This is a genomic window from Arthrobacter sp. AG367 (genome assembly GCF_007828995.1).
In the GTDB taxonomy this organism is placed as follows: domain Bacteria; phylum Actinomycetota; class Actinomycetes; order Actinomycetales; family Micrococcaceae; genus Arthrobacter.
Genome location: NZ_VIVE01000001.1, coordinates 134,820 through 158,415, shown reverse-complemented (window position 1 = coordinate 158,415; position 23,596 = coordinate 134,820). Strand labels below are relative to the sequence as shown.

The following is a 23,596-nucleotide window of genomic DNA, read 5'->3' as shown; positions in this document are numbered from 1 at the left end:
CCTCCTAGAGGGTGAAGTTGCTGGCGGGCTTGGCTGAGTGCTTGAGCTTGAAGTGGTCAGGGTCGCCGTAGGGGGCGGCGCCGATGCTGAGCTTGGTGAAGTCAAGGTCCTCGCCGCGGGCGCAGACTTTGATGGCGTTGACGGCCTTGTTCACGTCCGGGCAGAGGCAGAAGATGTTGAGCTTGTAGTCAGTGAATTCGGACCGCTCCACCGTGCCCAGGCCGCGCCAGGCGAGGTGGCTGATCAGGGCGTCCGTGGCCTTCTGCTCCAGGTAGCGGTCCCGGTCGGTGCCCTCCTTGGTCTTGAGCGCGAACTGCGCCACCACCCAGAACTGTTCCTCGGTGGGGATCTCGGCGTAGCCGTCCTCCGCGCACTGGGCTGCGAAGGCGTCCAGGAGGCCCTCCGCGGCAGCAGCATCCGGGACGTCGGTTTCCTCGGTTTTGCTCTGGTGCCCCACGGCGCCGAAGTTCATGACGAACTGGGAGTACTCATCGTCGAACCAGGCCTCCCGGAAGTGGAGGGTGCCCTCGTCGTCGCGCTTGTAGACCCTGACAATGCCGCTCATTTACGTCCTTCTGTAAACCATTCGACGTCGGTGCCGTCGAATGGCGCCTGCTGTGCCTTCACGGCGTGGTAGAGCCCGTCCGCTGCGGCTTGGATGTCCTCAATCAGTTGCTGCGGGTAGCGCATGGAGACGCTGTGTTCGGCGAACTCGTCCTGGTCGTCGATGAAGACGCCGCGGTCAGCCGTCCGGATGACGTCCAGGTCCATGTCGATCACGTGGAACTCGGTCACCGCCGGCCGGATGTGTGTCCATTCGTGGCCCACCGCCAGGTCGATGTAGACCCGTACTCCCGCCGGATGCGCGGAGTCGTAGAACGTGGCCACCCAGTCACCCTCGCGCGGCACCAGCAGGACGGCGTCGGAGCGCGTGTAGAACGCGGCGCCGGGGCGGGAACAGAACTCGTTGGTGCCCTGGAAAATCCACCACCCGTGCCGGTCTTCGCCCAGGTACCGGCCCGGCACCACCCAGTGGGCCTTGCCGTTCCACTTCCGGTTCCGGGAGACCACCAGCTGTCCCGGCTTTAGGCCGTTGGGAACGCGCGTGGTGGTGGTGTGCAGGACCGGTCCGGACTCCCCGGCGGGGCCGGGATACTTCAGCTCGTCCTCGTCCCTCACAGGATCGGGAGGCTGCCGGTGGTGGGGTGCTGCTGCCCGGGCAGGGGCCGCGCAAACGGAACCTTGGTTCCCAGGACCTGCGCAACGACGTCGTGAGTGATCTGCTGGGCGGTCAGCCCAACGCGCTCCAGCACCTGGTTGCGGGTGCCATGCTCCAGGAATTCGACGGGCAGGCCAACCTCGTTCAGGGCGGTGTCCACGCCTGCCGCCCGCATCTCCTGCCGGATGCGCGATCCCACGCCACCGGCGCGGACGCCGTCTTCGATGCAGATCACCAGCCGGTGGTGCGAGGCCAGCGCGATGATGGAACGGCGGACCGGGAGGACCCAGCGCGGATCCACTACGGTGGTGCTGATGCCCTGCGCCCCGAGCCGGTTGGAAACGTCGAGGGCCAGCTCGGACATCGCGCCGACGCTGACGATCAGGACGTCGTTCTCGGTGGAGCCGGAGGGGCGGCGGGCAAGGATGTCCACGCCGTCGCTCAGCCGCTCCAGCGCCTCGACCGCCGGACCAACGGAGCCCTTGGAGAAGCGGACCACGCTGGGGGCGTCGCTGATGGCCACCGCTTCGCGCAGTTCCTCCCGGAGCCGGGTGGCGTCGCGGGGCGCGGCCAGGTGGAGGCCGGGGACGATCTGGACCATGGCCATGTCCCACATGCCGTGGTGGCTGGCACCGTCCGGGCCGGTGACCCCTGCACGGTCCAGGACAATGGTGACGCCTGCCTTGTGCAGGGCCACGTCCATCAGCAGTTGGTCGAAGGCACGGTTCAGGAAAGTGGCATAGACGGCAACCACCGGACGCAGCCCGCCAAAGGCCATGCCGGCGGCCGCGGTGAGCGCATGCTGTTCGGCGATCCCGACGTCGATGACGCGCTCGGGGTGCTTGGCCGCAAATTTGTGCAGGCCCACCGGGATCAGCATGGCGCCGGTGATGCCGACAATGTCCTCGCGCTCGTCGGCGATGGCGGCGATCTCATCGGCGAAGACGGAGGTCCAGGACTGGGCGCCCCCACTGCCGGTTGGTTCGCCGGTCTCGGGGTCGATGATGCCGACGGCGTGGAACTGGTCTGCTTCATGGGCCCGGGCAGGAGCGTAGCCGTGGCCCTTCTCCGTCATGGCGTGGACGATGACGGGGCCGCCGTAATTCCTGGCGGTGGAGAGCGCGTGTTCCATGGCCTGGAGGTTGTGCCCGTCCACCGGACCGATGTATTTCATGCCCAGGTCCTCGAACATGCCCTGCGGGGCCCACCAGTCCTTGATGCCCTTCTTCATGGCATGCAGGCTCTTGTAGGTGAACTGGCCCACCGGGCCACCGTTCTGGAGCTTCTTCTTCCACCAGTCCAGTGCGCCCTCATACGCCGGCGCGGCGCGGAAGGAGTCGATGGTGGGGCGCAGGGAGGCAAGGTAGTCGGCGAATCCGCCGACGGTGGGTGCGTAGGAGCGGCCGTTGTCGTTGACCACGATGACCACGCGGCGCTTCTTGTCCGCGGCGATGTTGTTGATGGCTTCCCAGGCCATCCCTCCGGTGAGGGCGCCGTCGCCCACGATGGCGACGACGTGCCTGTCGCCTTCTCCCGTGAGCTGGCGGGCGCGGGAGATGCCGTCGGCCCAAGACAGGGAGGAGGATGCGTGGGAGCTTTCGACGATGTCGTGCTCCGATTCGGCCCGCGCGGGGTAGCCGGAGAGTCCGCCTTCCTGGCGAAGGGTGCTGAAGTCCTGGCGTCCGGTCAGCAGCTTATGGACGTAGGACTGGTGGCCCGTGTCGAAGACGATGCTGTCGCGGGGCGATTCGAAAATGCGGTGCACGGCCAGCGTCAGCTCCACGACGCCGAGGTTGGGTCCGAGGTGGCCGCCCGTCTGGGAAACGTTAGTGATCAGGAATTCCCTGATCTCCGAGGCCAGCTGTTCCAGCTGTTCCTCGGTCAACTCGTTCAGGTCCTGCGGATTCCGGATGGTGTCCAAGATTCCCAATGACCCCTCCTTCGGGTGGTAGACGTGCCGTTTAACTCTAACGCCTTGGCTTGGCTGCAAAGCCGAAGCCCCGGCTGGTCGGTGACCGGCCGGGGCTTCGGGAGGATGGTGCCTGCTGGCAGTACCGCTAGTTGGCGGAGATCTGGCGCAGCACGTACTGCAGGATGCCGCCGTTGCGGTAGTAGTCCGCTTCACCCGGCGTATCGATGCGCAGGACGGCGTCGAACGACTTCGAGGAGCCGTCCTCGGCGGTGGCGGTGACCTTCAGGGTCTTGGGCGTGGTGCCCTCGTTCAGGGCAGTGACGCCCTCCACCGAGAAGGTTTCCGTGCCGGTCAGGCCCAGGCTGGCAGCGTTCTCGCCGGCCGGGAACTGCAGCGGCAGGACGCCCATGCCGATCAGGTTGGAGCGGTGGATGCGCTCGTAGCTTTCGGCGATGACAGCCTTGACACCCAGCAGGGCGGTACCCTTGGCGGCCCAGTCACGGGACGAACCGGAGCCGTACTCCTTGCCGGCCAGGACCACCAGCGGGGTGCCGGCTGCCTGGTAGTTCTGCGCGGCGTCGTAGACGTAGGCCTGCGGGCCGTCAGCCTGGGTGAAGTCGCGGGTGAAGCCACCCTCAACACCGTCCAGGAGCTGGTTCTTGATGCGGATGTTCGCGAACGTACCGCGGATCATCACCTCGTGGTTGCCACGACGCGAGCCGTAGGAGTTGAAGTCCTTGCGCTCCACGCCGTTGGCCAGCAGGTACTGGCCGGCGGGGGTGTCGGACTTGAACGAACCGGCCGGGGAGATGTGGTCGGTGGTGACGGAGTCGCCGAGCTTCAGCAGCACGCGGGCGCCGGTGATGTCCTTGACCGGTTCCGGCGTCGCCTGCATGCCCTCGAAGTACGGGGGCTTCCGGACGTAGGTGGAGTTCGGATCCCAGGCGAAGGTGTCGCCAGCCGGGGTGTCCAGTGCCTTCCAGCGGTCGTCGCCGTCGAAGACGCCCTCGTAGCCCTTGGCGAACATTTCCTTGTCGATCGAGGAATCGATGACCTGCTGGACCTCAACGGGGTTGGGCCAGATGTCCTTCAGGAAGACGTCGTTGCCGGCCTCGTCCTTGCCGAGCGCGTCGGTCTCGAAGTCGAAGTCCATGGAACCGGCCAGGGCGTAGGCGATGACCAGCGGCGGGGACGCCAGGTAGTTCATCTTGACGTCCGGGTTGATCCGGCCTTCGAAGTTGCGGTTGCCCGACAGGACGGCGCTGACGGCGAGGTCGTTGGCCTGGATGGCCTCGGAGATCTCGGGTTCCAGCGGGCCGGAGTTGCCGATGCAGGTGGCGCAGCCGTAGCCCACGATGTAGAAGCCGAGCTTCTCCAGGTAGGGGGTCAGGCCGGACTTTTCGTAGTAGTCGGTGACAACCTTCGAACCCGGGGCGACTGAGGTCTTTACCCACGGCTTGGCGGTGAGGCCCTTTTCGACGGCGTTGCGCGCCAGGACGGCGGCGGCCAGCATGACCGAGGGGTTGGACGTGTTGGTGCAGGACGTGATGGACGCGATGGTGACCGCGCCGTGGTCCAGCTCGAACTCGCGTCCGTCAGCCATCTTCACGGGAACCGGGCTGGTGATCCGCCCGGCGCCGCCGTGGGCCGCCGAATACTTCGGCGGTTCGCGGTCGGTGTCGGAGACGTGGGTTCCGCCGGAGGTGAAGGACGGGGCGTCGGAGGCCGGGAAGCTCTCTTCGAGGGACTCGTCCAGGGTGCCCGCGTTGGCGTCATGGGACACGTAGTTCTTGAGGTCGTGGCGGAACTCGTCCTTGGCCTCGGTCAACTCGATGCGGTCCTGCGGGCGCTTGGGGCCTGCAATGGACGGGACAACGGTGGACAGGTCCAGTTCCAGGTACTCGGAGAACTTGATGTCGCGCGACGCGTCGTGCCACAGGCCCTGTTCCTTCGCGTACGCCTCCACGAGGGCGACGTTCTGCTCGGAGCGGCCGGTGAGGCGCAGGTAGTCCAGGGTGACGTCGTCGATCGGGAACATGGCAGCCGTGGAGCCGAACTCCGGGCTCATGTTGCCGATGGTGGCGCGGTTGGCCAGCGGCACCGCTGCGACACCCTCGCCGTAGAACTCCACGAACTTGCCCACCACGCCGTGCTTGCGGAGCATCTCGGTGATGGTCAGCACTACGTCGGTTGCGGTGGCGCCGGCGGGGATGCTGCCGCTGAGCTTGAAGCCCACGACGCGCGGGATCAGCATGGAGACGGGCTGGCCGAGCATGGCGGCCTCGGCTTCGATGCCGCCCACGCCCCAGCCCAGCACGCCCAGGCCGTTGACCATGGTGGTGTGGGAGTCGGTGCCTACGCAGGTGTCAGGGTAGGCGCGCAGGACGCCGCCCACTTCGCGGGTCATGACGGTGCGGGCCAGGTACTCGATGTTGACCTGGTGCACAATGCCGGTTCCCGGGGGAACCACCTTGAAGTCGTCGAACGCGGTCTGGCCCCAGCGCAGGAACTGGTAGCGCTCACCGTTGCGCTGGTATTCGATCTCCATGTTGCGCTCCAGCGCGCCGGAGTTGCCGAAGGCATCGATCTGGACCGAGTGGTCGATGACCATCTCGGCCGGCGCCAGCGGGTTGACCCGCTTGGGGTCGCCGCCCAGTTCCTTGACGGCTTCACGCATCGTCGCCAGGTCAACCACGCAGGGAACGCCGGTGAAGTCCTGCATGATCACGCGTGCCGGCGTGAACTGGATTTCTGTATCGGGCTCCGCATTCGGATCCCAGCCTGCCAAAGCGCGAACGTGATCGGCAGTGATGTTCGCGCCGTCCTCGGTCCTCAGCAGGTTTTCAAGCAATACCTTGAGGCTGAACGGAAGGGCTTCTGCACCTTCAACGGAGTTCAACCGGAAAATTTCGTATTCGGTTCCGGCTACATTAAGTTTGCCTTTTGAACCGAAGCTGTCCACAGTGCTCATCGCAGGACTCCTCTCGCAACAGTTTCATCTTTGTCGCGCGGTTGACCGCCTGCTAGTTAGGACGCCCTAAGTAGTTACAGGGCCCGAAAATTGCACACGGCCGGCCGAGAATTCGGGCGCGACGTGGGACTACTACGGTCATCGTAGTCCAAAACCGCGGCCGCATCACGGAGCCGGAGCCAGCAGTGCCACGGTCTCAAGGTGGTGGGTGTGGGGGTACAGGTCGAAGGCCCGGAGGCCGGCGAGGTCCCACCCTGAGCGGCGGAAGTAACCCAGGTCACGGGCGAACGACGCCGGGTCGCAGGACACGTAGGCAATGGCCCGGGGCTGCGAGGCAACGAGTTGGCCGACGACGGCTTTCCCGGCTCCGGCCCTGGGCGGGTCAAGGACCAGGGCGTCGAAATTCCGCGGCTTCTGGCGCAGGACCCGTTCCACGCGGCCCTGGACCACCTCCACCTGCGGCGCGGAGTGCAGGTTTTTCCGGGCGTCGCGGCTGGCGCCGGGCGCCCCTTCGACCGAGAGCACGGACCCGGTCTCCCCCACTGCGTCGGCCAGGACAGCGGTGAAGAGCCCGGCTCCTGCGTAGAGGTCGGCCACCACGGCTCCGGGGTGGAGGAAGTCTCCATGCCGGAGGAATTCTGTGACAGCCCCCACAAGTGTCCCGGGCGCGTCGCGGTGGATCTGCCAGAAGCCCTCTCCGGTAACGCGGAAATCGTGTCCCTCGGCGGACTCCTGCACCCAGGTCCGGCCGCGGAGCTGTGTCACGTCACCGGTCAGCGCATCAAAGGCCGCCACGGAAACGTCCCCCGGCACTTCCGCAGCAATTGCCCTCAGCCGTTTGTCCTTTGTCCCGGGCGCGGGCGCAAGGAGCACCAGGGGCCGGGAAGCGTTGGCCGGAGCGGCCACCTCAACCCGCTCGATGCCCTGGAGGTCCAAGTCCCACAAGCGCAGCGCGTTGATGGCGTCGCTGGCCAGGGGCATCTCCCGCACCGGGATGATCTGGTTGGAACGGTGAGCGTGCATTCCCAGCCTGCCGCCGGGGGTGACCGAAAAGCTGGCCCGTGTGCGCCACCCAAGGCCGGTGCCGCCGTCGTACTTTTCCCCTACCGCCTCCACGCTGCCCGCCCAGGCGGCGGGCAGTTGCTCAAAGCCGGCCAGCCGAGTGAGCTGTTCGGCCAGGACATCCGCCTTGAGGCTGCGCTGCCGGGCCAGTGTCATGTGCCCGAACTCCGCACCCCCCACAGGCGGGTGGCCGTGGCCCCATGCCCGGCGGGAATCCGCAGGATGCCAAAAGTGCTCCACCCGGTCGGGGGAAGCCTCGAGCACCTCGATGACGTCCGCCCGCCAAAACTTGGCGTCGTCCGCTGCATCGGTCAGCCGGACCCGGACTTTCTCTCCCGGGATGGCGTGCCGGACAAAGATGACCCTGCCCTCATGCCGCGCAACACAGTGCCCGCCATGGGCCACGGGCCCGACGTCGAGGACCGCCTCTTCGCCTGCATGCCCGGCAGCGTCCGGTGCCTGCGGCGCGGCTGTTGAAGTTCTTGCGGTCACTGGACGTCCTGGAGGTTCTTTGCTTCTTCGGATGATTTGAGCTGCCACGGAACACTGGCCACCATGACTCCGGGTTCGAAGTGCAGGCGGGTCTTGATGCGCAGGGCGGTCTGGTTATGCACCAGCTGCTCCCACCACTTGCCCACCACGTATTCCGGGATGTAGACCACGATCAGGTCCCGCGGGGAGTCCAGGCGCATTTGCTTGATGTACTCCATGATGGGCGTGACCGTCTCGCGGTAGGGGCTGGCCAGGACGGTCAGCGGGACCGGGATTTCGAGCTTTTCCCAGTCGGCGATGGTGTGGGCCGTTTCCTCCGCGTCGATGTCCACCGTTATGGCGTCCAGCCGGGAGGGCCGGGACGCACGGGCGTAGGCCAGCGCACGCAGGACGGGTTTGCGGACGTGGGACACCAGCAGGACGGCGTGCACCCTGGTGGGCAGGGCCCGGGGTGAGGAGTCCTCATCCACCGCGAGTTCCTTGGCCACGTTGTCGTAATGCGCCCGGATGCTCCACATGATCAGGAAGAGGACGAACATGGCCAGGAGGGCGATCCAGGCGCCCTGTTCGAACTTGGTGATGAGGACGATGACCAGCACCAGCCCGGTCATGCCGAAGCCGATGCTGTTGATGGTGCGGGACTTCATCATCCGGCGCCGGACGGCTTTGTCCTTGGCAAGCTTCAGCTCGCGCCCCCAGTGCCGGATCATGCCGAGCTGGCTGAGGGTGAAGGAGATGAAGACGCCCACGATGTAGAGCTGGATGAGCTTGGTGACGTCCGCGTCGAACGAAATGATGAGCACCAGGGCGCCTGCCGCGAGGGCAAGGACACCGTTGCTGAACGCAAGCCTGTCGCCCCTGGTCCGGAGCTGGCGGGGAAGGTAGCCGTCCTGGGCCAGGATGGAGCCGAGGACCGGGAAGCCGTTGAAGGCCGTGTTGGACGCGAACACCAGGATGACGCCGGTGGCCGCCACCACGATGTAGAACGGGATGCTGCCCGGGCCGAAGATGGTCTGGGCAATCTGGCTGATGGCCGGGTTCTGGACGTATCCCTCCGGCAGCGGGTTCCCGTCGAGCAGGAATTCCGTGGCCGGATCCAGCACGATGTGGACCTTGGTGGCGTTGGCCAGGTAGATGATGCCGGCCAGCATCGCGGCGCCGATCACCCCCAGGAGCAGGAGGGTGGTGGCCGCATTCTTGCTCTTTGGGTGCCTGAAGTTCGGCACGCCGTTGCTGATCGCTTCCACGCCCGTAAGCGCTGCGGCGCCGGAGGAGAAGGCCCGGAGCAGCAGGAACGCGCCGGCCAGGCCCACCAGGCCCTGGTCGAAGCCTTCCGTGGGGACGATGGTGAAGGCCGCCGACGGCGCCTCCCCCAGCTGCCCCGTTGCGGCCTGGAACACGCCCACCGCGGTCATGCCCAGGATCGATGCCATGAAGATGTAGGTGGGGACGGCGAAAACGCTGCCCGCTTCCTTGATGCCGCGCAGGTTGACCAGGGCAAGGATGACGACGCCGATGGTGGCGATGACGGCCTGCTCACCGTGCAGTGACGGTACAGCAGTGGTGAGGTACGCCGCTGCCGAGGACATGGACACGGCAACGGTCAGGACATAGTCCACCAGGAGGGCCGACGCTACCGTCAGCCCGGCGTACTTGCCGAGGTTTACGTTGGCGATCTCGTAGTCGCCGCCGCCCGACGGGTACGCGTGGACGTTTTGCCGGTAGGAAGCGACAACGGTCAGCAGGACCACCATCACCGCCAGTCCCACCAGGGGCGAGATCGCCACGGCGCTCACACCTGCCAGGGCAAGGGTCAGGAGGATCTCGTCCGGCGCGTAGGCTACGGAGGAAAGGGCGTCGGAGGCGAAGATCGGCAGTGCGATCTTCTTGGGAAGCAGGGTATGGGCCAGCCGGTCGTTCCGGAACGGCCTGCCCACCAGCACGCGTTTGACGGCGTTCAGTATTGTCAACACCCCACAAAGCTAGTCTGAATCGCGGACGATGTCATGACGGGCCCCGGCCGGGCCTAACCAGGGCCGTGCCGGTAGAGTTCTAGCTGCACGATCCTGACTTACATATGGAGGAGATACGGTGGCGCATTTCGTGATCATGGGATGTGGCCGGGTGGGGGCAACGCTGGCGCACACGCTGGAGGATGCCGGACATTCCGTGGCCATCATCGACCAGGACGACCGCGCCTTCCGCCGGCTCCGCCAGGGCTTTACCGGACGGAAAGTCACGGGCATTGGCTTTGACCGGGACACCCTCAAGCAGGCCGGGGTGGGCGAGGCCTATGCCTTCGCCGCGGTCTCCAGCGGGGACAACTCCAACATCCTGGCCACCCGTGTGGCCCGTGAGACCTTCCACGTCCCGCACGTCGTCGCAAGGATCTATGACCCGGGTCGCGCCGAGATTTACCAGCGCCTTGGCATTCCCACCGTGGCGGCCGTCCGCTGGAGCGCCGACCAGGTGCTGCGCCGCATCCTTCCCGAACAGCACCTCGCGGGCGACTTCCGGGAGCCCTCAGGACGCCTGGTCCTGGCCGAACTGGACCTCGACGCCGGCTGGATCGGGCACCGCATCAGCAGCATTGAGAAGGCTGCCGATGTGCGCGTGGCGTACCTGACCCGCTTCGGCGAGGGCCTGCTGCCCGACGCCGGAACCGCCTACCAGGATGGCGACACCGTGCACGCCATGCTGCAGGTGGACCGCAGCGCCCAGATCGCCCAGATCCTCGCCAAAGCCCCCGCCAAGGAGTATCAGTGAAAGTCGTTATTGTCGGCGCCGGCAGCGTCGGATCGTCCATTGCCCGCGAACTGCTGGCGCACAAGCACGAAATCCTCCTTATCGACCTCAAACCGGAAGTGATCGGGCGCAGCGGCCTGCGGGGCGCCCACTGGCTGGTGGGTGACGCCTGCGAGCTCTCCACCCTGCAGGGCGCGAAGGTGGAAGACGCCGACGTGGTGGTTTCCGCCACGGGCGATGACAAGGTGAACCTGGTGGTGTCCCTGCTGGCCAAGACCGAGTTCGGGGTTGGCCGGACGGTGGGCCGGGTGAACAACCCCAAGAACGACTGGATGTTCAACGATTCATGGGGTGTCGACGTCGCCGTGAACACCCCGCAGCTGATGACGGCCCTGGTGGAAGAGGCAGTGGAGATCGGCGACCTGGTCCGGCTGCTGACGCTTCAGACGGGCGTGGCGTCGCTGGTGGAATTCACCGTCCCGCATGATTCGCACGTGATCGGCATGACCGTGGGCGACATCCACTGGCCGGAGGACGCCACCCTGGTGGCGATCCTGCGGGACCAGGCACCCATTACCCCCAGCCGCGACGACGTGATCGACGGCGGCGATGAACTCTTCTTCGTCACCACCATCGCCGCCGAGGACCGGCTGCGGGAGCTGCTTTCCTCCGCACCCGGCAGCATCGACACCGCCGGGATCAACGGTGGAGAGCAGGCGGGCAGCAGCGCCCAGCCGGCCACCGCCAGCGGATACGGCCCGGTCCCGGAGGACGACGGCTTCGACGGCTAGGTCCGCCGCTGCCCGGGGAGAGGCGGGGCGGCCTGGCCGTCAGGCGGGCTGGTCTGTCAGGCGGCCTGGTCTGTCAGGCGGGCTGGTCTGTGCCGGCTTCAGGCTCCGCCGGGGCAGGCCGGGTCACCAGCCAGGCCACCCAGACGCCCAGGATGTACAGGGGGGCGCCCATAATGAGCCGTGTGGTGGCGAGGGCGGCCAGGCCGTCGGTGCCCATCAGGTAGAGGGGCACCTGCACAATGAGCCGGAGCGCCAGGACGCCCACGATGATCCAGGTGCCCAGGCGGTACGCCTTGACCCGGTCAGGTTCCTTACGCCATTCCACGCCCTCGTTGCGGATGAAGCCAAAGAGGAGCCCGGCCACGGGCCACTTCACGGCAATAGAGATGACCATCGCCAGGATGTAGGCGGCGTTGGTGAAGAAGCCGGGGAGGTAGAAGTCTTCGGCCTTGCCGGTGGTGTTGGCCAGCCAGGCGGAGATGCCGACGCCGACAATCCCCGCCAGGGCCTGGGTCAGAGGCCGCCGCTGTATCAGGCGGACAACGGTGAACACGGCTGCCGATGCCAGGGCGGCCACCAGTGACAGCGTGAGCTCGCGGGTGATGGTGAACGCCACCAGGAACACCAGGCCGGGAACGATGCTCTCGGCAATTCCCTGCACTCCCCCGGCGCTGCGCAGCACGTCCACCTGCCCGTCGTGGGTGCGGTGGAGTCCCGCTTTGGCGGCGTACCCGGCGGCGAGGCCGGCAACGGGCGATGGACCGGGAGCCTGCGGCCTGCCCTGCTGTTCTCTGCCCGGATGTGCAGGGCCGGACGGCTGTTCGGGCTCTTGCGCGGTCATTCGTTCTCCTGGCGGGACAGTATCTCGTAGCGGGGATTGAATATGGTGGGCATGTCTTCGCCCCGGGCCAGCATCCCCTCAACCCGGATCCGCGCGCCCGCTTCGATGCCCGGCACGCGGCGGCGGCCCACCCAGACGACACGGAGCCGGGGCGGCCTGCCCCGCTTCGGACCAGGGCCCGGACGTTCGGCGTCATCCTCGGACAGGATGGCACTGAATTCCGGGGTCCGGTCGGCAGGAACAAAGGTCACCGATTCAATGTGCCCCTGGCACATGACGCGTCCCTTGTCAGGAAGTTGCCCCAGTGGGGTGATCCGGCCGGACGCATGGACCGGGTTGTTGTAGGGAGACTCAGCCGATCTGGGTAATTTCGGGACCACGTTCGGGCTCCTCCAGGGTGGGCGCGGCGGGCGGAGGAGTGGCGGAGGCGTCCTTCGGCAGCCTCAGCTGCAGGAGGTCCCGCGGGGGCATGGGGCTGTCGCCACGGACCACTACGACCTGCCGGAACAGTGCTTCGAGCGGTTCCGCGGCGGGGCGTTCCAGCGCCGCAGGTCCGCCCAGGACGCCGCGCAGGAACCAGCGGGGACCATCGACGCCGATGAACCGGGCCACGCGGTAGCCCTGGCTCCCGTCCGGGAGCCCGGCAGGCAGCTTGGCCACCAGCTCGGTACCGAAAGCCCCTTCCACCTCTTCAACCTGGCCGCCCTGCGCACCGACCGACTGGCCGATCTGTTCGCGGATCTCATCCCACAAGGTCTCGGTTTTGGGCGCTGCAAAGGCCTGCAGCTGGAGGCTGGAGCCGTCCAGGTCGAGCGTCACCGCCACCACGCGCTGTGTTGCCTCCTCGACTTCGAGGCGGAGCTGAAGGCCCTCGCTGGGCGTGATCAGCAAGGCACCAAGATCCACATAGCCGTCGCGGCTGCTGATCTCGGCCTCATCGAAGGGGCCGTCCTGGCGGCGGGCGGCGGTGGCGGATCCGCTTTCTTCGCCGTCCGCAACCGTGAGCTCGTCGGCCGGCTCTGCCGGCTCTTCACTCTTTGCTTTCCTGCCGAACCCAAAGACCATGGGTGACTCCTTAATTCTGGAAAAGTGCCAGTCCTGAAACCTGCCGGCGAAACTTTGGAGGTTCCGCCGTCGTGCATGCCGGCGTGGCTGCGGGTGCAGCCTAAAGGTCAGGCTCCGGGGACGCTGAACCCGCCGGTGGAACCGAAGCCTCCGGTGCCCCGCACGGATCCGCTCAGTTCGCTGACAGGAATGAATTGGGCGTGCTCCACCCGCTGGATAACCATTTGGGCAATTCTATCGCCGCGCCGGAGCTCAATGGGCTGGGACGAATCGGTGTTCAGCAGTGTTACCGAAATCTCGCCCCGGTAGCCCGCGTCAACGGTCCCGGGGGCGTTCACGATCGTCAGGCCATGCTTGGTGGCCAGGCCGGAGCGGGGGTGGATCAGCGCCACGAACCCATAAGGAAGGGCAATGGCCACGCCGGTGGGGACCAATTTGCGCTCACCGGGCATCAGGACCACGTCCTCGCGGGCGCGGAGGTCTGCGCCGGCGTCGCCCGGATGTGCGTAGGACGGTGCTTCCAGCTCAGGATCCAGCATCTTCAACTGGACCTGCAGGGTGGGAGCGGCGGTGGCGGGCAAGGCTGCGTCCGGGACAAGGTCTACCGTGGCGGGATGATCAGTCACAGTCACTCACTCTAACCCGCGCCCCCAAATCACTCCTAGGGAGACTCCCGGGGAGGCCGGGCCGCAGAGCCTGTCCCAAGGTGAAATAGCCGGCCAAAGGTGGAAAGCTTGGGCTATGCCCGATTCAAGCTCGCCTGCGTCCGTTCCCAGCACACCCTCTGCCGGGACACCTGTTGTCTACAGGGAGAAGCTGTGGCCCAACGCCTGGATCTGGATCATCGCGGCCGGCGTCTCCGCAGCGGGCATCCTGGTTTTCGCCCCCATCAGCATGGCGGCAGGCTACACCGCGGCATTGGTGCTTTTCGCCATCATCGCGGTCCTCCTGGTTGTTTCCACCCCCGTCATTTCGGTCACGGCTGACACCCTCACCGTTGGAAGGGCCACCATCGAACGCCGTTTCGTCGGCGCTGTGCAGCAGTTCAAGGCCGGGGAGGCGACCGCGGAACGGGGCACCCGGCTCAACGGGCTCGCCTACCTGTGCATCCGCGGCTGGATCGATCCCGTCGTAAAAATCGAGATCACGGACCCCGCCGACCGGACCCCCTACTGGCTCGCCTCGACCCGCCATCCGGACCAGCTGACGGCAGCCCTGACGCGGCACTGACGCCGCCGGGGCCGCCGGTCCTTGCGCCCGCACGCACCTTTCGGGCCTGCTTCCAGCGGAAAATGACGGCGCGCCCTGCTCCTTGAGCCAATTCCCCGCCGCCGGGTGGCAGAGTTTCGATTGATAGTAATGCCAGGGTGGAGGATTTGTATGCAGGATCTACGGCTTGTAGGCGTGCACGACGACGGGACGCATCTCCTGTTAAGCGGGCCCGGCGGCGAGATGTTCCAGCTGCCGATCGATGAGGCCCTCAGGACGGCCAGCCGGTCCACGGCCAGGCCGCGGACGGAGAGGCCGGCCGTTCCCATGTCCCCCCGGGACATCCAGGCACGGATCCGTGCCGGTGCCACGGCTGCGGACGTCGCCGAGCTGTCCGGGATGCCGCTGGCCAAGGTGGAGCGTTACGAGGGCCCTGTCTTGGCGGAGCGCGAATATGTTGCCCAGCAGGCGCGGAAAGTTGAAGTCGCGGCGCCTTCCCCCGGCCACGACGTCTACCGGTCCGCCTTCGGCGACAACCCGGCAACGCTGGACGACATGGTGGCCCACCGCCTGTCCGCCCACGGCATCGACCCCTCAACCGTGGAGTGGGACTCGTGGCGGCGCCAGGACGGTACCTGGACTGTCTCAGCAAGTTTCGAAGCCAAGCCCGGGGGTACCTCGGGAATTGGCGAAGAACCTCCTGCACTGTGGACCTTCAGCCCGGCACGGAAGTCCCTGCAGAACACCAACCGCTGGGCGCAGCAGCTGAGCGAACTTGAACCGCTGGACGGGCCCGTTCCTGCCCGCCGCCTCACCGCGGTTTCCGACCGCCCCTTTGATTTCGAGACGGACGCGGATGCGTCCAGGACGTCGCCGGCCGGCCAGGGAGTGCCCGTGCAGGATTCCGGCAAGGAATCCGACGGCCTCCTTGACATGCTCCGCTCCCGCCGCGGCCAGCGCCTGGGCGTGGATGAGGATTCCGACGACGCACTGGCGCTGCTGCTGACCCATGGCGTGCCCGCTGCCCACCCGCGCCCTTCCGAAGTGGCGGCTGAACCTGAGGCCGGGGAGACGGAACCACAGGATGACCAGCGGGATGCGCCGGCAGCCCAGGGCGACTCCTTCATCAGGCGCAGGGACACCAGGCCTTCCATGCTGTCGAGGCTCAGCATCCTTCCGCCGCACCGTGACAGCCACGATGATGCGCTGCGGCTTCACGACGGCGTCAGCACCGACACGAGGGAAATCACCATTGCGGCGTCCCCGCAGAAGCCCTCCGGTCCGACTCCCGGGGCTGGTTCCGGAACTTCCGGCGGCGCCGGGCTGGACGAGCTGCTGGGCAGCAATCCCCGCCGCCCGGCGGCGAAGCAGGAAGACGCTTCCCCCTCCACCGGACAGCTGCCGGAGACTGAGGCGCCGGAACGGCCCGCACGGCCCAAGCGGTCCAGCGTGCCGTCCTGGGACGAAATCGTTTTTGGCACGCGGAGCGACTAGAAGCTGTCTCCCCGCACCGATGATGGCATTGGCCGCGTTACGCACGGGCGCGTGCTAGGCTCCCCACCACACGGCCGCTTCACATAGCGCTATCACCAGGAGGTCTGCGGTGCCGGACACAACCTGCCACATGTCCATCTCCCTGGACGGTTTCGTCGCCGGGCCGGACCAAAGCCGCGACAACCCCTTGGGTAGACGGGGCATGGAACTGCATGCGTGGCACCTGGGCGACCCGCGGGCCAACGACGCCGACAAGGTGGCCAGCGAATGGCTTATGCGCCCGCGCGGCGCTTATGTGATGGGGCGGAACATGTTCGGCCCTATCCGCGGAGACTGGGACGGGGAATGGAGCGGTTGGTGGGGACCCGAACCGCCCTACCACGCGCCAGTGTTCGTCCTCACGCATCATGCCCGCGACTCCCTCCAGATGGAGGGCGGGACGACCTTCCATTTCATCACCGACGGCTTCGATGCCGCCTACGCTGCCGCCCGTGACACCGCCGGGGACAAAGGCGTGGACATCGCCGGCGGGGCGTCTACCGTCCGGCAGGCGCTGATCGCGGGAGTAATCGACGAACTCACCCTCGACATCGCGCCGGTGCTGCTCGGGTCAGGGGAACGGATTTTCGACGGCGTTGAATCCTTCGGCTTTGAACCCGCCGAAGTGCTCCACTCGCCGCTGGCAACGCACATCCGCTATCGCCGCGTGCACTGACGGCCTCAACGTCTCCGTACGGCGACATGCTTCTAAGGCTCAAGCGCTGAGGTACTCCTGAAGTGCCTCTTCGAGGAGGCTCCGTTCGCCGGGCAGGAATCCGGGTGGCCACTTTGGTGGTTCCCAGTCCTGGTGTTCGCTTGTGTAGTGGCGGCCGGTGGGCGAGGTCCAGCCGGGTGGTTCGTTCGTGGTGGCCGGGGTGGGTTTCCAGGCGGTGGTGTGCCGGAGTTTGTGGTGTTTCGGGCAGGGCTGTCCCAGGTTGCTGATTCCGGTGGTGCCGCCGTGGTGCCAGGCGAGGAGATGGTCGGCCTCCGTGTCCAGGGAGGTGTTGCTGCAGCCCGGGAACGGGCATTTCCCGTCCCGCATCCGCAGCCAGGCCCGCATGGCCCTGGGAACCCGGTAACTCTTCCGGCCGATCTCCAACGGCGCCCCGTCCCGCGGGTCCACCAACACCCGGTAAAACGAGCCCGCCCCGTCCGCGACCAGTCGCCGCGCCATCGACGCCGGCACCCGACCATACCCGTCCAGCATCGCCGGCTCATCGGTCAGGCCCATCAGCGCGAACACCGGAACCGTAACCAGCACCTCAGCGCGGACCGGCGACGGCTGGTGGCCAGTTCCGGATGCGGCGCTATCAGTGCCACCGGCACCGGCGCCCGGCCGCGCAGCAGCCAGGGCGCCGGCAGTGGCACTGGCACTGGCACTGGTGAGGCTGGTGCTGCCGCCCCGGATGTTGCCGCTGCCGAGGATCGCTGCGGCGAAACTGTCGGCCCGCAGCTGGGGCATGGTCCTGTCCTCGCCCGGCCCCTGCAGGCCCCGTGCGGCAGCGGTGAGCCGGTTCCACCCAGCCTGGGCCTGGTCCGCGGGCAGGTACGCCCCCAGCCACGCCATCCCGTCCCGGTCCGCCCGGAACTCCACCCGCCGCTCCGCCACACCCCTGGCATGCCGCTTCTCGATCGATTCGGCGTGGTGGCGCTCCCGCCAGGTCCGGGCCTTGACCCGGAACCGGTGCGCCGGCAGCTCCCCAACCGGGCAGCCCCGGGCGGCATCCTGTGCTTCAGGGTCCAGGAAATGCGCCTCCAACGCCGCCGCTCCCACCGCATCAAGGGACGCCGTCTCATCTGCCAGCACTATCGCGTGCTGCCACGACAGGGTCCCGGACTGCAACGCCTCCAAAGTCCGCGGCAAGCTGCTGGTCAGGGCATGGGAGGTGGCCAGGAACGACGCCGCCGCCCGCGGACCCAACGCCAGCACGCACCCGATCTCCGCCGCGACCGCCATCTCCTGCGCCACCACCGGCACCCCCGGGCCCGCCACAGCATGCGCAGCCTCCGCGTACCCCACCGCAGCCTTCGCCTTCACCCCCGCAACCCGCGCCTCCACCTCCCGGGCCCCGGCAAGAATATCCAGGCAGCCATCGGCCAGACCGGCCAGCGGATCAATATCCGAGAACGGCAACGAACCCGCCCCATCCACCTCAGCCTGAAGCACCGCAAGGGCAGTACGGATCTCCTCGAACGCCCTCACCACCGCCGACTTCCCCATAAACCCATCATGGCAAGGGGGTCCGACAATCAGAGCTGGCCACCTCAGTTTCAAGGGCAGCCCCGCTTCAGGGGTTTCTTTGACGAAGAGGGTGGGGCTAAGCCCCTCGGCTCCCGCCGGGTCCGCCGGAACCGCGCCAGAGGCAGGCGTCGACGTCGAACGGCAGCAACTGGTCCTGCTGGGCCATCAGGTTGGCGCCGTGGGCCGTCACCCGCCGCATGAAGTGGCGCCGGCACAGCGTTTCGTAGCCCACTACGGGTACATGCCCGGCGTCCGGGGCGGCGGCAGCCTCAACCACCATGTCCACGTCACCCACCACCACCTGCGCGCCCTCGGTGACCATGACGCCGTCGACCGTCCTGGCGTTGTGCGTTGCACGCCGCCCGCACCAGCACAGCGCCTCCACCTGCAGCACCTGAACCCGGTCGGCAAGCTCGATGAGCCGCTGCGAACCCGGGAACAGCCTGGTGCGGAAGTCGGCCGTGATGCCGAAGGCAAAGACGTCGACGTCGATTTCGTCCACCACCTTGGCCAGCTGCTCCACCTGCTCCGGGGAGTAGAACTGGGCCTCGTCGCAGATCAGGTAATCCACACGCTGGCCCTGGGTGCGGCGAAGCATGACTTCTTCCCAGAAGTCGGTGCTGTCCAGCACCTCCACGGCGTCCGTCTCCAGGCCCAGGCGGCTGGAGATCCGGGACTCTCCGGCGCGGTCGTTGCGGCTGAAGCGGACGCCGCCGCGGCCGCGGGCCCGGTGGTTGTAGTCCATCTGCAGCGCCAGCGTCGATTTGCCGCAGTCCATGGTGCCGGAGAAGAAGATGAGTTCAGCCACGCCGGCGGTTCCTTCCTTCGGCGGTGAAGCAGAGCAGCGGGACCTCCCGCTCCGCCTTCGTCAGCGAGCCGTGCTGGCCCACCACTTCCATGGCGGTGGGCCGCATCCGCCGGCCGTCATAAAGTGCGACGGCGTCACGCGCCGCGATCATCACGTCACCGATCCTGCCCGCAACAGCGGGACGGACGTCACCAAAAAGTCCCCCGGCAACGGCTTCCTGGCGCGTAAAGGCCCATACCCGGTCGCCGAACCGCGCCTTCCAGGCGGTAAGCAGCCGTTTCGCTGCCCCAGCACCGGCTTCCAGGTCCGCCTCCTCCAGGTACAGGTGCACCATCCGCGGTTCACCGGCCGTATGGCGCACCCCGTCCACCAACCCGGGGTCGGTGGAGAAATCAATCCGCTGGGATTCCGGGACGTCCAGCATGCCGTGGTCTGCGGTGAGCACAATGGTGGTGCCGGCGGGAAGTGTGGAGTTGAGCCGTTTGACGGTGGAATCGAGCTCCTCCAGCTGGTGTTCCCACTGCTCGGAACGGCAGCCGTGGCGGTGGCCCGCCTTGTCCAGTTCGTTGACGTAGAAGTACATGAGGGACGGGCCGGAGGCCGCCATGGCCTCGGCCGCGGCCGCGGTCCGCGCATGCGCGGTTATCCCGGAGATGAACCTGCCGCCCCGCAGCGCGGCGCGGGTCATGGGCGAACCGTCGAACTGGGAGAGGCTGACGGTGCTGACGTCCACCTGTTCGGCGATCTGTTCAAACACCGTGGGGAAAGGCTGCCAGGTGGGCGGGTCGACGCCCGGATCCCAGTTCCCCAGCAGATTGACCACCTTGTCCTGGTCAGGGTCCAGGACGTCGTAGCCCACCATGCCGTGCTGGCCCGGCGGAAGTCCGGTTCCAAAACTGGACAGCGCTGCCGCCGTGGTGGAAGGGAAGGCGGAATCCAGCCACACGGGGATCTCGCCCTGCCCCGCCTGCATCACGGACCGCAGGAAGGGCGTGTGGGCCGCTTTTTGCTTCAGCAGGTTCCTGCCCAGGCCATCAGCCAGTACAACGCAGACCCGGGACGCGTCCGGTAGCCCAAGCGTATTGGTAAAGCCCTCCACGCCGAGGCTTGCCGCGGCGCTGGTGAGGACTTCAGCCACGGAACGCTGTCCGTAGGCGGGAGGGGCTGGAAGGTCGGGCGTGCGGCCGATGGTTGGGGTTTCCTGGATGGCGCGGTGGCGGTCTTCCGGCATCTCAGCGCTGCTGGTGCCCGCGGCTGAGCCGGTTTCCGAACACCCCGGACCGCGTCCGCGGACCCATGGACTGGGCGTGGGTTACGGGAGCCGCGGAACCGGTGTTGACCGCCCGCAGGGCCCTGGCGAAGAGCTTGGCGTCCTGCACTGCCTGCAGCCCGTCTGCCTCCGCGCTGATGCGGAGCACGATGTCTTCCTGGGCGATGGTTCCGGTGTAGCCGTGGTCAGCTTCGCACTGCGGATCGCCGCAGCTGGCCGGACCCATGTCCAGTCGCTGGCCACCGGACCATGCAATGGACAACGTGAGTTCCCGGACGGGGTCGGAGGGCTTGTAGTTCTGCGGCTGGGCGTACATGTAGCTCAGGACCACGGACCGGATCTGGGCCACGGGAACGGACTCGGTGGAGATCTGGGCGACGATCTGCTCCCCCGCCTCGTCCAGTTGCTGGTCGTCCACGTGGGTGATCACCAGCATGTCCGCGGTGAGGACCAGCACGGTGATGTGGCGGCGCACCTCTGCCCGGTCGAAGTGGGTTTCCAGGTGCACCAGGTGGGCCACGCAGTCCCGGCCGTCCAGTGCGTCGTCGACGACGTCGGAGACCAGGCGGGGGTAGAAGCCGGCCTTCTGCAGCGCGTCTTCCAGGCTCTGGCCCTGTGTTCCGTGGTTGTGTGAGCTGTGCTGGCGGAGTGCCTGGTTTTCATTGCCGGGCGTTTCGGGCGCCGAAGCGGGAGGCTGGAAGCTCATGCCCCCATTTTCACAGATCGTCCGGTCACTTGCTAACCGCGTCAGCCCAGCATGGCGCGGCGGGCACTGTCCGTGCGCTGCGCGGCGTTGCCGATGCGTACGTCAGCGGCGAGGATGGTGGCCCCGGCGGTGCCGCACAAAACCGGGTTGAATTCCACCAGCGCGATCTCCGGGTGGTTGTCCTTCATCCAGGCCAGCCTGGCGGCCAGGTCCTCCAGCGCAGGGACGTCGACAGCCGGCAGGCCCTGGTAGCCGAAGAGCTTCCGGGACGCCCGCGGAGCTCGGATGAAGTCGTGCACGTCCGCCGCGGAGAGCGGCGGAACCCGGTGTGACCAGTCGTCCAGGAGGTTGACGGCGTCGCCGGCGAGGCCGAAGGAAATGACCGGGCCCAGCAACGGATCCTCGATGGCACGGAAGGTGCAGGCCTGTCCCACCGGCGCCATCGCCTGTACTTCCAGGGCGGGATCACCGTAGGCCGCGAGCGCGCGCCGCATCTGCACCACGTTTTGGCGCAGTGATTCGGCGTCCTCAATGCCAAGCCTGACCCCGCCAAGGTCAAGCCGGTGCCGCAGCGCGGGGTCGGTGGTTTTCAGCACCACCGGCCAGCCCAGCGCATCTGCCGCTGCCACGGCCTCGTCCGGTGTGGTGAATCCTGCAGAGGGCAGGACTGAGATGCCGTAATGCTTCAGCAGCGAAGCAGCCGCGGCCGGGTCCAGCTGCTTGAGCTGGTCGCCCGTGACGTCCCCGAGCAGGGCGTCCAGCTCGGCCTCCGCCTTGCGGGGGTCGCAGCCGGCGGGTTCGACGAAATGCCCCTGGTCGCGGCCGGCCCGCTCCGCATAACGGACCACGGCAGCGAGCGCGGCCACGGCAGCCCCGGGGTTGGAAAAGCAGGGGACGGTACAGCCCTCCGCTCCCACCAGGCCCTCCACGTTGATGGCGGGGTCCAGGATGCCGGTGAAGGCGGCCACCACCGGCTTCCCGGCAGTGGCTGAACATTCGGCCAGGACCTGCGCCACCGCGTCGGCAGTCAGCCCGCGGGCAGGCAGCAGCGCGGCGACGGCGGCGTGCACGGCGTCGGAGGCCAGGGCGTCAAGGAGGGCGGTCCGCAGTGCGGGCAGGGCCACCGACTGGCCGGCGTCGAGGTCCAGTCCCGAAACCACCCGGGCAACGCCCAGCCCGTGCGCGGCGGCACTGTCCGCCACCACGTTGCCCAGCGCCTGGGAATTGCTGAAGATGGCGACGTCGGCTCCGGCGGGCAGTGGCTGCCCGGACACCACCTGCGCCACATCCACCAGCTGTTCCACGGTTTCCACGCGGATCACGCCCGCCTGGCGCAGCATGGCATCCAGCGCCCCGGCCGGCGCCTGGGTAGTCCGGACGGCATGTCCGGGCGGCAGGCGGAGCCCCATGGTGTCCGACTTGGCCACGATGACCGGCTTGGTGCGGGCCAGGCGCCGTGCGATCCGGGAGAACTTGCGCGGGTTGCCGATTGACTCCAGGTAGAGGCCTACGGCGGAGGTGTCGGCATCGTCTTCCCAGTACTGCATCATGTCGTTGCCGGAGACATCCGCCCTGTTGCCTGCCGAGAGCAGGCTGGACAGTCCCAGCCGGCGCCGGGCCGAGGCGGCGTAGAGCGAGACGCCGATGGCGGCCGACTGGCTGAACAGGCCCAGGCCGCCGCGCAGCGGCATGGTGGGCGCCATCGACGCGTTCAGCGACACGTCCGGGTGAGTGTTGGCGATGCCCAGCGACGCCGGGCCGATCACCCGCATTCCGCTGGCCCGGGCCTGGCGCACCAGGGCGCGCTGCCGCAGCAGGCCCCGCTCGCCGTCGTCGGCAAAACCTGCCGAGGCGATCACAACGCCCTTGACGCCCGCTGCCGCGCACTCCGCCACGACGCCGGCCACTTCCTCGTAGGGAACGGCGATGATTGCCAGCTGGACGGGCTCGGGGACTTCGGAGAGCTTGCCGTAGGACATCATCCCGGCCAGTTCCAGCGCCTCCGGGTTGATGGCGTACACGGACCCGTGGAAGCCGCCCTCGATGATGTGCTCCAGCAGTTGGTACCCCACGGTGCCCCATTTGCGGCTGGCACCGATGACGGCAACGGACGACGGCGCCAGCAGGTCCCGGACGCTCCTCGCCTCGGCGCGGTGCTCGCGGGATTCCATGACGGCGCGCGATTTTTCGGTGGGGTCGATGTTGAACTCGAGGCTGACGACGCCGTCGTCGAAATGGCGCTTGACGTCGTAGCCGGCGTCGGAGAAGACCATCAGCATCTTGCGGTTTTCCGGCAGCACCTCGGCGGTGAACTTCCGGATCCCGTTTTCATGCGCGGCGGCGGCAAGGTGCTCCAGCAGGATGGAGCCGATTCCCCGGCCCTGGTGGGCGTCGGAGATGTTGAAAGCAACTTCGGCCTCCGTGGGATCGGCAAGCCGGTCGTAGCGGCCGATGCCGACGATTTCGCCGCGGATGGTGATGACGAACGCCACCCGGTCCTTGTAGTCCACTTCGGTGAAGCGCTTGAGCTCCTTGGCCGACAACCTGGCCTTGAACGCAAAGAAGCGCATGTAGATTGAATTCTGCGACTGTCCGGTGTGGAAGGCCTGCACGGCGTCCGCGTCCGACGGATGGATGGGCCGGAGATGCGCTGTCCCGCCGTCACGCAGGACGACATCGGCTTCCCAATGTTCCGGATATTCGCCGTCCCCGGGCTGATCCACCATAGGC

At 67.3% G+C, this 23,596-nt stretch carries 20 protein-coding genes; 5 read left to right on the top strand and 15 right to left on the bottom strand.

Translation table 11 applies throughout. The annotated features are described in order from the left end of the window. Positions 1 to 4: 4 nt before the first annotated feature. The 6 genes from FB478_RS00670 to FB478_RS00645 form a co-directional block, all read right to left on the bottom strand. The gene (locus FB478_RS00670) at positions 5 to 565 is read right to left on the bottom strand and encodes a hypothetical protein (RefSeq protein WP_144599641.1); all 561 of its coding nucleotides are present in this window, start codon (positions 563 to 565) and stop codon (positions 5 to 7) included. Continuing rightward, a complete protein-coding gene (locus FB478_RS00665; protein WP_018770741.1) occupies positions 562 to 1,179 on the bottom strand; it encodes a DUF402 domain-containing protein in 618 nt (205 codons plus the stop codon). Before FB478_RS00665 ends, FB478_RS00670 begins: the two co-directional genes overlap by 4 nt. After that, a complete protein-coding gene (dxs, locus tag FB478_RS00660; protein ID WP_144599640.1) occupies positions 1,176 to 3,149 on the bottom strand; it encodes a 1-deoxy-D-xylulose-5-phosphate synthase in 1,974 nt (657 codons plus the stop codon). Before dxs ends, FB478_RS00665 begins: the two co-directional genes overlap by 4 nt. A 127-nt stretch (positions 3,150 to 3,276) precedes the next feature. After that, positions 3,277 to 6,102, bottom strand: a complete 2,826-nt coding sequence (locus FB478_RS00655; RefSeq protein WP_056393627.1) for an aconitate hydratase — start codon at positions 6,100 to 6,102, stop codon at positions 3,277 to 3,279. 165 nt (positions 6,103 to 6,267) lie between these two features. Then, positions 6,268 to 7,656 (bottom strand): class I SAM-dependent RNA methyltransferase, encoded by a 1,389-nt coding sequence (locus FB478_RS00650; RefSeq protein ID WP_144599639.1) that lies wholly within the window; start codon positions 7,654 to 7,656, stop codon positions 6,268 to 6,270. Beyond that, positions 7,653 to 9,629: an APC family permease gene (locus FB478_RS00645; protein ID WP_043425214.1), complete on the bottom strand. Its 1,977-nt coding sequence runs from the start codon at positions 9,627 to 9,629 to the stop codon at positions 7,653 to 7,655. The genes FB478_RS00650 and FB478_RS00645 overlap by 4 nt, the downstream gene beginning before the upstream one ends. Positions 9,630 to 9,747: 118 nt before the next feature. Between FB478_RS00645 and FB478_RS00640 the strand changes: the two genes are divergently transcribed. Beyond that, positions 9,748 to 10,422 carry a TrkA family potassium uptake protein gene (locus FB478_RS00640; RefSeq protein WP_018770736.1) on the top strand — a complete coding sequence of 225 codons (675 nt, stop codon included), beginning with the start codon at positions 9,748 to 9,750 and terminating at the stop codon, positions 10,420 to 10,422. Beyond that, entirely contained in the window at positions 10,419 to 11,192 is a 774-nt protein-coding gene (locus FB478_RS00635; RefSeq protein ID WP_144599637.1) for a TrkA family potassium uptake protein, read from the top strand. Before FB478_RS00640 ends, FB478_RS00635 begins: the two co-directional genes overlap by 4 nt. A 73-nt stretch (positions 11,193 to 11,265) precedes the next feature. Here FB478_RS00635 and FB478_RS00630 read toward each other — a convergent pair whose 3' ends face one another. The 4 genes from FB478_RS00630 to dut all read right to left on the bottom strand — a co-directional run bounded on the left by FB478_RS00630 (position 11,266) and on the right by dut (position 13,724). Next, positions 11,266 to 12,033, bottom strand: coding sequence for a DUF3159 domain-containing protein (locus FB478_RS00630; protein ID WP_018770734.1), 768 nt, complete (start codon positions 12,031 to 12,033; stop codon positions 11,266 to 11,268). Then, complete coding sequence (locus FB478_RS00625) at positions 12,030 to 12,308, bottom strand: hypothetical protein (RefSeq protein ID WP_018770733.1); 279 nt, start codon at positions 12,306 to 12,308, stop codon at positions 12,030 to 12,032. Before FB478_RS00625 ends, FB478_RS00630 begins: the two co-directional genes overlap by 4 nt. 76 nt (positions 12,309 to 12,384) lie before the next feature. Beyond that, entirely contained in the window at positions 12,385 to 13,098 is a 714-nt protein-coding gene (locus FB478_RS00620) for a DUF3710 domain-containing protein (RefSeq protein WP_018770732.1), read from the bottom strand. A 107-nt stretch (positions 13,099 to 13,205) separates the two neighbouring features. Then, positions 13,206 to 13,724 carry a dUTP diphosphatase gene (gene dut, locus FB478_RS00615; RefSeq protein WP_018770731.1) on the bottom strand — a complete coding sequence of 173 codons (519 nt, stop codon included), beginning with the start codon at positions 13,722 to 13,724 and terminating at the stop codon, positions 13,206 to 13,208. A gap of 115 nt (positions 13,725 to 13,839) precedes the next feature. On the opposite strand from dut, the gene FB478_RS00610 reads away from it, so the two are divergent. From FB478_RS00610 to FB478_RS00600, 3 genes are all read left to right on the top strand, one after another. Then, complete coding sequence (locus FB478_RS00610) at positions 13,840 to 14,328, top strand: DUF3093 domain-containing protein (protein ID WP_018770730.1); 489 nt, start codon at positions 13,840 to 13,842, stop codon at positions 14,326 to 14,328. Positions 14,329 to 14,478: 150 nt separating this feature from the next. Continuing rightward, positions 14,479 to 15,801, top strand: coding sequence for a septation protein SepH (gene sepH / locus FB478_RS00605; protein WP_056393619.1), 1,323 nt, complete (start codon positions 14,479 to 14,481; stop codon positions 15,799 to 15,801). Positions 15,802 to 15,910: 109 nt separating this feature from the next. Further along, the gene (locus FB478_RS00600; protein ID WP_026265995.1) at positions 15,911 to 16,516 is read left to right on the top strand and encodes a dihydrofolate reductase family protein; all 606 of its coding nucleotides are present in this window, start codon (positions 15,911 to 15,913) and stop codon (positions 16,514 to 16,516) included. A 39-nt stretch (positions 16,517 to 16,555) separates the two neighbouring features. Here the strand turns inward: FB478_RS00600 and FB478_RS00595 are convergent, their stop codons facing one another. The 5 genes from FB478_RS00595 to FB478_RS00575 all read right to left on the bottom strand — a co-directional run bounded on the left by FB478_RS00595 (position 16,556) and on the right by FB478_RS00575 (position 23,592). Next, positions 16,556 to 18,061: an HNH endonuclease signature motif containing protein gene (locus FB478_RS00595; protein WP_144599635.1), complete on the bottom strand. Its 1,506-nt coding sequence runs from the start codon at positions 18,059 to 18,061 to the stop codon at positions 16,556 to 16,558. Positions 18,062 to 18,158: 97 nt separating this feature from the next. Next, positions 18,159 to 18,890 (bottom strand): thymidine kinase, encoded by a 732-nt coding sequence (locus FB478_RS00590; RefSeq protein ID WP_018769693.1) that lies wholly within the window; start codon positions 18,888 to 18,890, stop codon positions 18,159 to 18,161. Further along, the gene (locus FB478_RS00585) at positions 18,883 to 20,121 is read right to left on the bottom strand and encodes an alkaline phosphatase family protein (RefSeq protein WP_144599633.1); all 1,239 of its coding nucleotides are present in this window, start codon (positions 20,119 to 20,121) and stop codon (positions 18,883 to 18,885) included. Before FB478_RS00585 ends, FB478_RS00590 begins: the two co-directional genes overlap by 8 nt. A 1-nt stretch (position 20,122) precedes the next feature. Continuing rightward, positions 20,123 to 20,866, bottom strand: coding sequence for a DUF5998 family protein (locus FB478_RS00580; RefSeq protein ID WP_018769691.1), 744 nt, complete (start codon positions 20,864 to 20,866; stop codon positions 20,123 to 20,125). A 41-nt stretch (positions 20,867 to 20,907) separates the two neighbouring features. Beyond that, positions 20,908 to 23,592 carry a bifunctional GNAT family N-acetyltransferase/acetate--CoA ligase family protein gene (locus FB478_RS00575; protein WP_144599631.1) on the bottom strand — a complete coding sequence of 895 codons (2,685 nt, stop codon included), beginning with the start codon at positions 23,590 to 23,592 and terminating at the stop codon, positions 20,908 to 20,910. Between the last annotated feature and the right edge of the window lie 4 nt (positions 23,593 to 23,596).